The following is a 12,334-nucleotide window of genomic DNA, read 5'->3' as shown; positions in this document are numbered from 1 at the left end:
TTAGAGACGTGGTGGAATACTGTCAAAGGCGGGTCCGATCGACATTCGATCGAAAGCGCTCCACAGCGGGACGAAACGAGGGGAGCAACAAGTGCAGTTGCGACGCGGCGACGTGCTGGACGGCGCCATGGCGATACTCGACGAGTTCGGACTTGCCGACCTCACGATGCGCAGGCTCGCGACCTCACTAGGTGTCCAACCCGGCGCTCTCTACTGGCATTTCCCGAACAAACAGACCTTGCTCGGCGCGGTCGTCGACAAGATCCTCGAAGACCTCGACGCCCCCGTCGACGCAGACACGTGGCAAGAAGCGTATTCCGAACTGGCACACAGACTTCGGTCTGCCCTACTGGCGCACCGCGACGGCGCCGAGTTGGTCAGCGCCACCTTCGCCTCGCGGATGACGAACAGCAAGGTGCGCGAGCATTTCGTACAAGCCGGGCAAGAATCCGGTCTCTCACGCGAGCACGCCCAACTCGCGGCGTACGCCCTGCTGTATTACGTACTCGGCCATACCGTGGACGAGCAGTCCCGAGCGCAGATGGAAGAAATGGGGGCACTGACCCGAGCGCCCATTTCCCCCGACTCCCCCGAGGTGATCGGCGGCGGTTCCGACGAGGACCTCCTCGACGGCGATCCGACAGTGCGCTTCCAGTTCGGCCTGGACCTGTTCATCGACGGCATCCGCACTCGCCTGAATTCGACCACACATTCAACGCGCACCGAATCGACTCTACGACACTCCTGACAGTCGGAGTACTGCAGTAGTGCCGGCCGCGACAATCACCACGACCACCAACGGCGCCTTGAACCAGGCGCAGATGCCTCCGGCCACCACGCCGAGCATCCGCGCCGGCCCCGCAACGTCATGCCCGGTGAAGACCGTCGATGTCACAACCACTGCGAGCAGCAGGACCACGACAGCACGATCGAGGGTTTTCTCGGCAAAAACCGAAAGCTTCACCCGAGCGCGGAGCAGAACGCCACTTGCCCGCAAAGCGTAAGAACCGCAAGCGAACACGACGATACCGATCCAGACCGACGCGGTATTCATCGAACCTTCTCCCGGAACGGTATCGTCACCGCGATACTCAGCAGCGCAACGAGCGGAGCGGTACCCGACGGCAGGAACGGCGACGTGGCCACCGCGACTGCTGCACCGATCAGGGCGGCAAGCAGCGTCACCTTTTCCTTCAGCGCAGGCAAGACAAGGGCCAGAATGACAACCGGAAACGCGGCATCCAATCCCAACGCGCCGGGGTCTCGGACGACTCTGCCGAGCAGCCCGCCCAGGAGAGCTCCGATCGGCCACGACACCGCGATCCCGATCCCACAGAACCAGAAGGCCGCACGCTTCTGCTTCACCGAGCCCTGCGCCATGGCAACCGCGACGCTTTCGTCGTTGACCAGGTGCGCGCCGACCAACTTGCGCCAGCCCGAGCCCCTGCGCCAGCCTGAATCCGTGTGGCGAGCCTCGCCGAGAAAAGATCCCGCTGCCAATCCGTAGGCGAAGTTTCGGGAGTTGATCAGCAAGCCGGCTACAACTGCAGCGACGGCGCCGCCTCCGGCCGCGATGATTCCGATGAACAAGAACTCCGAAGACGCTCCCAGAACGAGTACAGCCAACGCCAAAAGCTGCCACAACGAGAATCCAGCCGATCCCGCCGTCACACCGTAGGACACACCGACGATGGCCACGGAGAGACAGATCAGCACGCTCACCCGAACCGTGTCTCGATCAACTGTTCGCCATAAAGAACGCATGTATTCTATGTTGAACGAAGTGACACCGTTCGTCAAGTAGAACGATCGATCGGAGAATCGAACGATGCCCAGTAATGAAACGGATACAGCGGAGACTCCTCAGAAACTGGTCGCCGTCGCACTCAAACGCGAACGTGCCCGAGCAGGCTTGAGCCTTTCGGAGGTCGCCCGGCGCGCCGATATCGCCAAGTCCACACTCTCCCAACTCGAATCCGGACTCGGAAATCCGAGCCTCGAAACACTGTGGGCACTCGGAAACGCATTGGGCGTGCCGTTCTCACAACTCGTCGACTCTCAGGCACAGACCGTTCAGTTGATTCGAGCCGGAGAAGGTCCCGCGATTGCGTCGGCAAACGCGTCGTACATCGCGACGCTCTTGGCGCCGAGCCCACCGAACGCACGACGCGATCTGTATCGGATAGTCGCCGAACCGGGCGAGCCGCGTATTTCGACTCCGCATGCACGCGGCACCACCGAACACGTCGTGATCGGCACCGGACGGGCGCAGGTCGGGCCCACTGCAAATCCGATCGAACTCGGACCGGGCGACTATCTTGCTTATCCCGGCGACGAGGAGCACATCTTTCGGGCGCTCGAGCCCGGGACGACAGCGATCTTGGTGTCGGAACACACCTGAGCCGCGATGAGTTTCGCCGCTGCGGGAAGTCTGTATCTGGGAGGTGATGTGGCCAGAGCCTCGATTGCCGACGACAGTAACGACCGACAGCAGGAGGACCCATGTCCGGATCCAGCATCAGCAGCATTTTGCTCTCGAGCACCGACCCCGAACGCTTGCGCGACTGGTACGCCGAGGCGTTCGCCCCGAAGGTCGACCGGACTCCCGGCGAACCCGGCTACGACGTGCTCGACTTCAACGGTTTCTACGTGATGCTCGACAGACGCGACGACGTCGGCGAGACCAACCCCCAGCCGGGTCGCATGTTCCTCAACGTCGAAACCGACGACGCCCGGTCGATCGCACAGCGCATCGATGCGCTCGGCGGAAAATGGCACGCTCCACTCGAAGACCGCGGGGGCAGTTTGTTCGCCACTGCGATCGACCCCGACGGAAACTACGTTCAGATCATCGAGTTCAGCGAGGAAGCCAGGGCCGAGATGGAATCCGGAATGACGGATTCCCAAACCACCTAGTCCGGCAACCGCTGGGAACGGAGAGAGTCATGCTTACAGACACGAAAGCATTCAGCGGATTTTCGGTGACAGACATCGACTCTGCAAAGAAGTTCTACGGCGAAACACTCGGGTTGAAGGTAACCGACGGAGACATGGGACTGATTCGCCTACATCTTGCCGGCGGAACCGAGATCCTCGTTTATCCGAAGCCGAATCACGAAGCGGCGACCTACACGATTCTCAACTTCGTCGTCGACGACATCGACACAACCGTCGACCAACTGACCGCACGTGGCGTGGAGTTTCTCAAATACGACGGATTCCCCCAGGATGCGCGAGGCATCATGCGTGGCAACGGCCCCGACATCGCCTGGTTCACCGATCCCGCCGGCAATGTTCTGTCGGTGATCAAGGAGTCCTGACGCGCTTAACCGCTGAACAGCTGCGACTGCCGCTGTTCAGCGGTGTCGGTGTTGGAGCGTTCTGCTGCCGCAGTTTCACGCTCGGCAGCCAGTTGCTCGGCGCTTTTTGCGTCGACAACGGGCTCCGACGCGCTGAGGTCGGAAAACAAGCCACTGCTCGATTCGTTCACATGCCACCCTTTTGCCTGGTCATCGTTGCCGCGCGCAGATAAACCTGCGTTAAAGATCGGTCGATGGCTACTCAATTACTGCCGCCCGTACGGCGCCGACAAGACGCCGATGACTCAGCAGTTCTTCACCCAGTGTTGCACGCCTGTGTTTTCCACGAGAAATTCGGTCCAGACGGGTTGTCATCGCCCGCACGGCGGAGCAATGTGAAAGATGAGCGCGGAGCAGGTCGGCAGCACTTTCGTCGGACACCTGGCCCCTCAATTCACCGCACAATTTTTGGAGGAATCATGTTGGGAATTGCTTTGGGCCTCGGCAGCGCCGCTGTCGGAATCGGCCTCGGACTGCTCGGCGCAGGGGCGGGAATTCTGCTGAGCGACAAGACCGTCAAAACCGCACGACGTGAACTCACCGCCTGACGAGGGCGAGCGCACTGAATTTTTGGGCACTCGGGTCGGTATTCGGGTGAACGCCGCGATGCGACATCCCGCGCAGTGGGTGTTCGCACGGGCCGCGCATCGACGTGGCGTGCATACCGGCGTAGATGTTCCGACGAGCGCGCAGGACGTGCTCGACCGGTTGACGGCACTCCGAATAAGTACGTGGAGTTACGGATTCGACCACAAGTCGGTCCGTCACCTGGGTCCGATGGCGCAAGACTTTGCGGCGATTTTCGGCTTGGGATCCAACGCCCGCCGGATCTCCGCCGTCGACGCGAACGGCGTCTGCATGGCGAGCATCCAAGCGTTGAACCGCAAAATCAGTACCCTCGAGACAGAAGTCAGCGCGCTCGAGAAGGACGTGAACAGACTGAGACGGGAAACGGGAGACACGAGCACGACTCGGAATGCATTGGAAACAAACAACAATCACATATCCACACCGCTCGACGAATTCGGTGGATCCACCGGTCTGTAGTTTGTTCGGTGTGACCGCCCCTTATTCAGACTCCGACTCAGCGCCCAACGTGATTGCCGCGCTGTTCGACGTGACGTCCGATTCAGTCGGCGACGAACATGTCGAACAGGTACTTGCCGAATTCGGCTTTGGCGCAACGGAGGTCGCGGAGACCGCGGCCCTCATCCGGGCCAGTCGGTCGGAATTTCGGCGACTTCGCCGTCGCGAGAACGAATTGGCGGTTCTCTATTCGAGTGCACGTGAGCTCGCGCAGGTTCGCGACGTGGACACACTGCTGCAGAGGCTGGTCAACCGCGCACACGACATCATGGGCACCGACGTCACGTACCTGTCCGAGTTCGACGTGATCACTCGTGACCTGAATGTTCGAAAGACGGCCGGCGCGGTCTCGCCGGAACTCCAGCATCTGCAAGTTCCTGCCGGCGCGGGACTGGTCAGCGCGATTGCCGAATCTCGAGCAGCCCAATGGGTTCAGAACTACAGCGACTACACGCAGTCGCGCCATGACGAAGTGGTCGATGCCGCGATCGTCGCCGAGGGTCTGGTGGCGATTCTCGGCGTGCCGATGCTCTCCGACGGCCAGATCCTCGGAGTCCTGTTTGCCGCCGACCGCCGGGAACGACGATTTACCGCAGATCAGATCGCCCTGCTCTCGGCGCTGGCTGATCACGCCTCGGTAGTCCTGCAAACCGCACGGGCGCTGGACCGCGCCGAGGAATCCGCCGCCGAGACCGGGCGAGCACTCGACGAGCTGCGCGAGCACGTGTCCGCGCGGGACAAATCGAACATCGTCCACCAGGATCTGATCCACGCCGTTCTCCGCGGCGGTGGCTACGCCCAGGTTGCACGAACCCTCAGCAGCGCACTCGAACGCAGCACCGTCGTCGTCGACAATGAGCTACGCCCTCTCGTCACATCGTCGGGTGAGCAGATCACGACGGTGCCGTTGTCGCTACCTCGCGCCGTGTCCGATGCCATCGACCAGAGTCGCCGCAGTGGCCGATGCACGTTTGTCGCCGATAACAGCGAGACCGTGATCCAACTCGTCAGCGCCGTAACCGCCGGAGAATCGTTCCTCGGGGCCATCTTGCTGAATCGTTCGGACGCGCCGATCGGCCCCGTCGAACTCCGGACCGTGGAACGGGCAGCTCAGGTCACTGCCATCCTCGTGTTGCAACACTCGGCGGCGGCAGCAGCGGACCGGCGTGCACGTGACGAACTGGTCGCCGACTTGCTGAGCACTGCGCCCGAGCGCAGGCGCGATCTCGAACGTAGGACCCGAAACCTCGGCATCTCCGTCGGCGAACTGGACACCGTCCTCGTGGTGTCGGTCGCTCCGGAACTCCGCACCGCCGCGCTCCGCGCAATCGGGCAGTCTCTGCCGGTAGCGGGGTTGGCGGCGCAGCATGCCGGATTGATCGCGGTGGTCTCGCGCTCGGGAAACCCGGCAGCCGCGGCGACGGTCATTCACCGTCAGATCACCGGTTCGGTAGGACCGCACGCAGTAGTCATTGCGCCGGCGACGGCGGAACGCCCCGAAGAGCTCCCGGCGCGCTTCACCTCGGCGCTGCGCACGGCCCGCCTACTCACGGCATTGGGCAAGACCGACGGCGCGGTCACGACGGCGTCATATCTGCCGTACACCGTTCTGTTCGGCGAAAATCCGGAATCACTTCATCAGTTCATCGACGAAGTAATCGGCCCGGTACTCGCGTACGACCGCGACAAGGACACCGATCTCACCGCGACCCTTCGCGCCCTGGTACGCAACGACGGGAGCCCGACCAAGGCTGCCCGCGCACTCAACTATCACCCCAACACCGTCGTTCAGCGTCTCGACCGCATCCGTACGCTCCTCGGTCAATCGTGGCGGGAAGACGAGAACTTTTTCCGGGTGTCCATGGCGACGAGGCTCGACGAACTTCGGGACGTGGGAACCGAAGAGGCCGGAAGCGGCATCACCGACAGCGCCGATGGTGCATGACACTACAATTTCGACCGATCGATGTGTCGTGAGCACGTGGCCTGGCAAGCATCGACCTCCCTACTGTGAAGCGGAGCACAGAACCACTTCAGGAGGACGACCCCACGTGTCTATGAACAACCGGTCCATCAACAGCCGCATCGCCGATTTCCGGTCCTACGACGTCGCCGCACGACGCGCCGAGATCGTCCGCCAGACCGACCTGACCGAAGCAGACATCGCGGTCTACGACGCCGCCGACGGCCTCACCATCGACCAGGCCGATCGCATGGTCGAGAACGTCCTCGGCGTCATCGGCATCCCGGTCGGCGTGGCCACCAACTTCACGATCAACGGCACGGACTACCTGATCCCGCTCGCCACCGAGGAGCCGTCGGTAGTCGCAGCCGCAAGCAACGCTGCTCGCATCGCACGCGGACTCGGCGGCTTTCACGTCTCGAGTACCCCGCCGATCATGCAGGCCCAGATACAACTCGTCGACGTCGTGGATCCGGCAGCCGCCCGTATCCGACTCCTCGAGGCACGTGAAGAAATCATTGCACTCGCCAACGAACAGGACCCGAAGCTGGTCAGTGTCGGCGGTGGCGTGAAGGACATTTCGGTACGCATCGTTTCTTCGGACAAGGCCACCTACGTCGTCCTTCACCTTCACGTCGACGTACGAGATGCCATGGGCGCCAACGCCGTCAACACGATGGCCGAGGCAATCGCGGATCGAGTCGCCGAGATCGGCGGCGGACACGTCGTCCTGCGCATCCTCACCAACAAGGCCGATCTGCGGCTGACACGCGTTCGCGCCGTGTTCGACGCCGAATTGATCGGCGGCGCAGAGGTTGTGGACAACCTGATCCATGCCGCACGCTTGGCGGAGCTGGATCCCTACCGCGCCGCGACGCACAACAAGGGCATCATGAACGGCATCAGCGCCGTGGTGCTGGCGACCGGAAATGACACGCGCGCAGTCGAAGCCGGGTGCCACTCCCATGCAGTCAACGCCGACGGGATCTACTCGTCGCTCTCGCATTTCGAGAAGAATGCCGACGGAAACATCGTCGGCACCCTCGAGCTACCCATGCCGGTCGGCCTCGTCGGCGGGGCCACCAAAGTGCACCCCGTAGCGCAGGCCGCAATCAAGATGCTCGGCGTCGAGAGCGCCGAGGAACTCGCCGGCATCATTCTGGCAGTCGGCCTGGCGCAGAACCTGGCTGCTGTCCGCGTTCTGGCCAGTGAGGGTGTCCAGCGCGGACACATGGGGCTGCACGCCCGCAACATCGCTGCCACCGCCGGAGCGCAGAAGAGCGAGATCGACGCCGTGGTGGCACGCCTGATCGCGGACAAGAGCATTCGCGTCGAGCATGCCGAGAAGGTTCTCGCCGAGATCCGCGGCGGAAACTGACGACAATGACCGAAACAGTTGCAGGATCACCGGTGTGGAAGCCGGCGCCTCATCGAGTGCCGGCGCCGGGGCTGCCGACCTCGGTCCGGATCTACGAAGTCGGGCCACGCGACGGACTTCAAGCGGAAACAGCGGTGATCCCGACCGAGACGAAAGCCCAGTTCATCGAACGCCTGGTCGCGGCCGGCTCCCGCACTGTCGAATTGACGAGTTTCGTCTCACCTCGATGGATCCCGCAACTTGCGGACGCGGAAGAATTGATGGGTCGGCTGCACCTGCCGGACTCGGTACGTACGGTCGTTCTTGTCCCGAACCGCAAGGGTCTCGAGCGGGCCGTCGCCGCCGGAGCAAGCGAGGTTGCAGTATTCGTCAGCGCCACAAAGGAATTCGCGAAACGCAACCTCAATTCCACGGTGGACGGCGCGATCGCCGCGGCTGCCGAGGTCACTACGGCCGCCCGAGCCCTGGGACTTCCCGTCCGCGGCTACATCTCCATGTGCTTCGGCGACCCCTGGGAAGGCTCCGTGCCCGTCGAGCGTGTCGCCGACATCGCAAAGACCCTGATCGACAGCGGTGTCACGTCACTCTCACTCGGCGACACCATCGGCGTCGGCACACCTGGCCATGTGCTCGCTTTGCTCGGCGCCCTCCGAGAACGTGGCATCCCCATATCGCAGATCGCCATGCACTTTCACGACACCTACGGCCAGGCGCTGTCGAACGTCTATGCGTCGTTGACCGCTGGGGTATCCGAATTCGACAGTTCCGCAGGTGGTCTCGGACGGTGCCCATATGCCAAGGGCGCGACCGGAAATCTCGCCACCGAGGATCTGGTGTGGATGCTCCACGGCCTCGGGATCGACACCGGCATCGACCTGGATTCGCTCACCGATACAAGCAGCTGGATGGCCGAACAGATCGGCCACTCGAGCCCGTCCCGAGTTGTCACCGCCCTCCGCGCAGCACGCACCTGACACCCGCAACGCAAGCCCCTCGTCTCGCAAGCCCCTCCCTGTACGACCCCGCCATGCATGACACTGGAGAAGACTGATGTCACCACCGCAGCCGGCAACGACGCCGACCACCACAACCGAGCCGACCGAGCAGCAGACATACCTCGAAGTCTGGGGTGACACCGTCAACGGTCGACACCTCGCGATCTCCGTTGCAGTCGGCAGTGTCGTCGGCGCCTCGGCCCTTCTCGCGGCCCAGGCACTGTTCGAACGGGTCGTCAGCGAACCGTCGTTGGCCCAGGCGTACAGCCTTCTGGTCGGCATCGCGGCCTGCCTGCTCGCCGGCGTGGTCTGCGGAATCTTCATCAAGCCGAAGCGGATAGTCGCCTTGGCCGCCGCCGACGCGGAGTCGATCGACGGTGTCATCACGACGATGAGTGAACAGCGCCAGGGTCTGGGCACTCTCGCCGACATTCCGGAGCAGAGCCGACAGGAACTTCGCGAGCTGGGTCTGTACGACCACTTCGCCGCTGCCGAGGCCGAGCACGCACGGGTCTCGAACACACCGAAGGACGGTGGGCGCGTATGAGTTCGGTTCTGACCAACGAAATTCTGATTGCCGTTCTCTTCGGCATCATCGGTGCGGTCGCGTTCACGTTCATCGGATTGATCTCCGGCACGGACGAGACCGCCACGATCGCACCGCTGACTCTGCTCGTGATTCTGCTCGGCGCTCCCCCGGCGGCGGTCTTCACGTTCTTCCTCTCCGGTGCGATCGCCAAACACATGACGCACGCGGTGCCGACGATGCTGCTGGGCATTCCCGGCGACACGATGGCGATTCCACTCTTGCCGGAAGCGCAGATGATGCGCTCACTCGGCATCCCGCACATCGCACTCCGCAAGGCGATCTCGGGAGCAGTGATCTCGGCGTTCGTCGCTGTGCCGGTTGCCGTTTTGTTCGCGACCATCCTCGCGCCGTTCGCGGACACCGTTCAGTCGATAGCACCGTGGCTGTTCCTGGTCGCCGCCATCGGCATCGCCTACGCCTCACCAGGCCGCTGGGCCGGGGTTGTCGCCCTCGTTCCCTTCGTCATCTTGATCCTCGGCGCCCGCGCGTTGACGTCGAATTACGATGTGTCGCTGAACATCAGCTACTTCCTTGCGATCGCAGTCGGGCCGCTGATCGCGGACCTCGCATTGACCTTGGGCCCGTCGAGCCGTAAGGACATGGAACGCAGTGAACCCAAAACCGTTGCATTGGCCCCGGACATCAAAGGATGGAAGGGATACTTCCCCAATCCTCTGAAGGTCCTCGATCGCAAGCAGATCGGTTACACCGCCGCCGCTTCCACGGTGTCGAGCGCAACCTTCGTCTTCAGCCCGGTCGCCATGACTGTTCTGATGGGTGAGCTGGTAGGTGCGCGGATCAAGAACGGCTATCACCGACTGACCACAATGGTCTCGGCGAAGAACGGTACGACGGAATCCACCTACATCGCGGAAACCCTCATCCCACTCGTCGCTTTCGGCCTTCCGCTCAGCCCGCTCGCGGCAGGCCCCGCAGCCCCTCTGTTCAACGCTCCACCGGTGTTCGAGACCAATCAGGAAACCGGAGTGATCAACAATCTCTCCACGTACCTGACGCAGTGGGAGTTCCTGCTCTACGGACTGCTCGCAGTGGTCACGGCAACGGTCATCGCATACCCGTTTGCCATGAACTACGCGTACCGCGCTGCGTCAGCGGTGGTCAAGCACATCAGTCACGAAGCTGTGATCGCGGTGTTCACGGGACTCGTCGTCGTCATCAGCATCTGGGAGGGCGGCGTCCTCGGGCTTCTGATCACCGTGACGGTCGGCCTGGTCGGTGGCCTTCTCGGGCGCCTGTTCAAGATTCACGGCGGAGTTCTGTTCATGGGTTACTACGTAGCGCTGTTCAGTGTTCCTGCCCTGATCAATCTGTTCTGAATCGGTCGACTCCACCACCACGTGCGGACCCGCAACAAACTGCGGGTCCGCACGTATTTCTTCAGCTACCGACCGTGAGCGCCACGGTTCGATTGCGGTCCAACTTCTTCGCTCGATACAACGCCTCGTCAGCGCAATCGACCAATTGCGTCAGGTCTGCGTCGCCGTGGGGTGAACACGCGACACCGATGCTGACCGTCGGCCCGAAGTCGCCCAATACTGCCGACGAATTCTCCGCTTGCGCGCGTCGAATCATCTCGGCTGTTTCGGTCGCACCCTCGAGATCGACGCCGGCCATCAGTACGACGAACTCCTCGCCGCCCAATCGGGCGAAGAGATGCTTGTCATCGAGGTGCCGCCGCACCTGATCGGCAAAACTCACCAACGCCGTATCGCCGGCACGATGACCGAGGTTGTCGTTCACCACCTTGAAGTGATCCAGATCCATCATCAGGACGCTGACCGGACGTCCAGAGTGGCGACGCGGATCGGTCGCACCCGTCACGCTGCCGCCTCGCCGCAAGAATTCGTCCCGGCGCAACGCACCGGTGAGATCGTCGTGGGTGACGGCCTGGGTGAGTGCCTCGAGCGCGCGGCGACGCTCGAGGATCACGCAGGCCACCGCGATCGGCGCTACCGCCAGCAGCGACAATCCGATCTGGACCGACGCGCTGACCGGCGAGACGCCCTCGCTGGACAATCCGAGATGGCCGTCGGCCGTCAGTACCAACGTCCAGGCAGTTGACACAGCGGTGAGCACCGACGTGACAAATACATTGGTGAGCAAGGCTGCAGTCACCAGCGCCGGCATGGCAAACGCGATCGCTCCGGCACCGCCTATCACCCACTCCAAGATGATGCAGACGGCCAGCAGCGCCGTCGGAACGAATGATCGACGCACAAGCGTGGCAACAGCTTTCGGTTCTCGATCCACTCGTCGAAGCGAAGGGAATGTCAGCACCAAGGGGACGATGGTCATGTAGTTGACGAACTCACTCGAGAACCAGAGCAACCAGCCGTCCCACCACTGCCCGCCGAACAGCACGCGGTTCGCGATACCGCCCACGAGCGCCGCCATCGACGCGGCGGCGACAGTCATCGACACGAGATAGCCGACGGACTGAATACTGGTCAGTCGACGGTCCTCACTGTCGACCCAGCGAAAGGCGTAGAAGCCGCTCCCAACCCCGACGATGTTGGCCGCGTTGAGCCACACCGTGGACTCCCATGCCCCACCGGTGATCAGGTCGGCTCCGACATAACCGACTACGACGCAGATCCAGGTGAGCAGTGTGGCGGAACGCGGCGACCGAAAGAGGATCCCGAGTAGCAGCGCGTTGGCCGGCCAGAAGACTGCAAGCGTGCCCGGCAGACGGCTCAGAATTCCGACCAGGCACGAGACGAAGACGACTACGCCGATAAGCAGTGCGCGACGTACGGCCGATGACGACAACGACTTTTCGACCGTGCTCACCACCTACATTCGACTGACCTACTCACAATTCGACAACTACTATCGGTGACCAAGGCGCCCCGGATGCAGGGTCGCCGCAAGACACCCGTCGAAATATACCGACCGGAATCGTACGCGAGGGACGTCGAAACCCGAGGCGCCCCACTGTGCCTT

The 12,334-nt window shown here is 62.6% G+C and carries 15 protein-coding genes; 11 read left to right on the top strand and 4 right to left on the bottom strand.

Translation table 11 applies throughout. The annotated features are described in order from the left end of the window. Positions 1-91 precede the first annotated feature (91 nt). Positions 92-748 carry a TetR/AcrR family transcriptional regulator C-terminal domain-containing protein gene (locus tag GN300_RS28670; RefSeq protein WP_063316124.1) on the top strand — a complete coding sequence of 219 codons (657 nt, stop codon included), beginning with the start codon at positions 92-94 and terminating at the stop codon, positions 746-748. Here the strand turns inward: GN300_RS28670 and GN300_RS28665 are convergent. Further along, entirely contained in the window at positions 734-1,054 is a 321-nt protein-coding gene (locus GN300_RS28665; protein WP_030537096.1) for an AzlD domain-containing protein, read from the bottom strand. The two genes, GN300_RS28670 and GN300_RS28665, sit on opposite strands and share 15 nt — an antisense overlap. Next, a complete protein-coding gene (locus tag GN300_RS28660) occupies positions 1,051-1,764 on the bottom strand; it encodes an AzlC family ABC transporter permease (RefSeq protein WP_063316277.1) in 714 nt (237 codons plus the stop codon). Before GN300_RS28660 ends, GN300_RS28665 begins: the two co-directional genes overlap by 4 nt. A 64-nt stretch (positions 1,765-1,828) precedes the next feature. Between GN300_RS28660 and GN300_RS28655 the strand changes: the two genes are divergently transcribed. The 3 genes from GN300_RS28655 (at position 1,829) to GN300_RS28645 (ending at position 3,320) form a co-directional block, all read left to right on the top strand. Further along, a complete protein-coding gene (locus tag GN300_RS28655; protein WP_047270126.1) occupies positions 1,829-2,401 on the top strand; it encodes a helix-turn-helix domain-containing protein in 573 nt (190 codons plus the stop codon). A 101-nt stretch (positions 2,402-2,502) separates the two neighbouring features. Next, entirely contained in the window at positions 2,503-2,916 is a 414-nt protein-coding gene (locus GN300_RS28650; protein WP_030537099.1) for a VOC family protein, read from the top strand. Positions 2,917-2,945: 29 nt separating this feature from the next. Further along, entirely contained in the window at positions 2,946-3,320 is a 375-nt protein-coding gene (locus tag GN300_RS28645; protein ID WP_030537100.1) for a VOC family protein, read from the top strand. Positions 3,321-3,325: 5 nt separating this feature from the next. Here GN300_RS28645 and GN300_RS28640 read toward each other — a convergent pair whose 3' ends face one another. Then, the gene (locus GN300_RS28640; protein WP_003941708.1) at positions 3,326-3,490 is read right to left on the bottom strand and encodes a hypothetical protein; all 165 of its coding nucleotides are present in this window, start codon (positions 3,488-3,490) and stop codon (positions 3,326-3,328) included. 288 nt (positions 3,491-3,778) lie between these two features. On the opposite strand from GN300_RS28640, the gene GN300_RS29845 reads away from it, so the two are divergent. The 7 genes from GN300_RS29845 to GN300_RS28610 all read left to right on the top strand — a co-directional run bounded on the left by GN300_RS29845 (position 3,779) and on the right by GN300_RS28610 (position 10,707). Further along, the gene (locus tag GN300_RS29845; protein WP_003941742.1) at positions 3,779-3,907 is read left to right on the top strand and encodes a hypothetical protein; all 129 of its coding nucleotides are present in this window, start codon (positions 3,779-3,781) and stop codon (positions 3,905-3,907) included. Further along, positions 3,891-4,406: a tail fiber domain-containing protein gene (locus tag GN300_RS28635; RefSeq protein WP_233405718.1), complete on the top strand. Its 516-nt coding sequence runs from the start codon at positions 3,891-3,893 to the stop codon at positions 4,404-4,406. Before GN300_RS29845 ends, GN300_RS28635 begins: the two co-directional genes overlap by 17 nt. A 10-nt stretch (positions 4,407-4,416) precedes the next feature. Next, positions 4,417-6,390: a GAF domain-containing protein gene (locus GN300_RS28630; protein ID WP_233405717.1), complete on the top strand. Its 1,974-nt coding sequence runs from the start codon at positions 4,417-4,419 to the stop codon at positions 6,388-6,390. 112 nt (positions 6,391-6,502) lie between these two features. Then, complete coding sequence (locus GN300_RS28625) at positions 6,503-7,786, top strand: hydroxymethylglutaryl-CoA reductase, degradative (protein ID WP_063316126.1); 1,284 nt, start codon at positions 6,503-6,505, stop codon at positions 7,784-7,786. Between the two features lie 5 nt (positions 7,787-7,791). After that, positions 7,792-8,760: a hydroxymethylglutaryl-CoA lyase gene (locus GN300_RS28620; protein WP_082845755.1), complete on the top strand. Its 969-nt coding sequence runs from the start codon at positions 7,792-7,794 to the stop codon at positions 8,758-8,760. Between the two features lie 76 nt (positions 8,761-8,836). Beyond that, positions 8,837-9,328: a hypothetical protein gene (locus tag GN300_RS28615; RefSeq protein ID WP_063316127.1), complete on the top strand. Its 492-nt coding sequence runs from the start codon at positions 8,837-8,839 to the stop codon at positions 9,326-9,328. Next, positions 9,325-10,707, top strand: coding sequence for a tripartite tricarboxylate transporter permease (locus GN300_RS28610; protein ID WP_047270124.1), 1,383 nt, complete (start codon positions 9,325-9,327; stop codon positions 10,705-10,707). Before GN300_RS28615 ends, GN300_RS28610 begins: the two co-directional genes overlap by 4 nt. A 61-nt stretch (positions 10,708-10,768) precedes the next feature. Here GN300_RS28610 and GN300_RS28605 read toward each other — a convergent pair whose 3' ends face one another. After that, positions 10,769-12,181: a sensor domain-containing diguanylate cyclase gene (locus GN300_RS28605; RefSeq protein ID WP_233405716.1), complete on the bottom strand. Its 1,413-nt coding sequence runs from the start codon at positions 12,179-12,181 to the stop codon at positions 10,769-10,771. Between the last annotated feature and the right edge of the window lie 153 nt (positions 12,182-12,334).

Origin of the sequence: Rhodococcus sp. Ni2, from assembly GCF_021352185.1 — a bacterium.
GTDB classification, from domain to species: Bacteria; Actinomycetota; Actinomycetes; order Mycobacteriales; family Mycobacteriaceae; genus Rhodococcus_F; species Rhodococcus_F qingshengii.
This window is presented reverse-complemented; position numbering and strand designations above follow the sequence as displayed.

Excerpts from the sequence above, each read along its gene's own strand:
- GN300_RS28665 (WP_030537096.1), bottom strand. The coding sequence starts at position 1,054 with ATGAATACCGCGTCGGTCTGGATCGGTATCGTCGTGTTCGCTTGCGGT.
- GN300_RS28660 (WP_063316277.1), bottom strand. The coding sequence starts at position 1,764 with ATGCGTTCTTTATGGCGAACAGTTGATCGAGACACGGTTCGGGTGAGC.
- GN300_RS28655 (WP_047270126.1), top strand. The coding sequence starts at position 1,829 with ATGCCCAGTAATGAAACGGATACAGCGGAGACTCCTCAGAAACTGGTC.
- GN300_RS28650 (WP_030537099.1), top strand. The coding sequence starts at position 2,503 with ATGTCCGGATCCAGCATCAGCAGCATTTTGCTCTCGAGCACCGACCCC.
- GN300_RS28645 (WP_030537100.1), top strand. The coding sequence starts at position 2,946 with ATGCTTACAGACACGAAAGCATTCAGCGGATTTTCGGTGACAGACATC.
- GN300_RS29845 (WP_003941742.1), top strand. The coding sequence starts at position 3,779 with ATGTTGGGAATTGCTTTGGGCCTCGGCAGCGCCGCTGTCGGAATCGGC.
- GN300_RS28625 (WP_063316126.1), top strand. The coding sequence starts at position 6,503 with ATGAACAACCGGTCCATCAACAGCCGCATCGCCGATTTCCGGTCCTAC.
- GN300_RS28620 (WP_082845755.1), top strand. The coding sequence starts at position 7,792 with ATGACCGAAACAGTTGCAGGATCACCGGTGTGGAAGCCGGCGCCTCAT.
- GN300_RS28615 (WP_063316127.1), top strand. The coding sequence starts at position 8,837 with ATGTCACCACCGCAGCCGGCAACGACGCCGACCACCACAACCGAGCCG.
- GN300_RS28610 (WP_047270124.1), top strand. The coding sequence starts at position 9,325 with ATGAGTTCGGTTCTGACCAACGAAATTCTGATTGCCGTTCTCTTCGGC.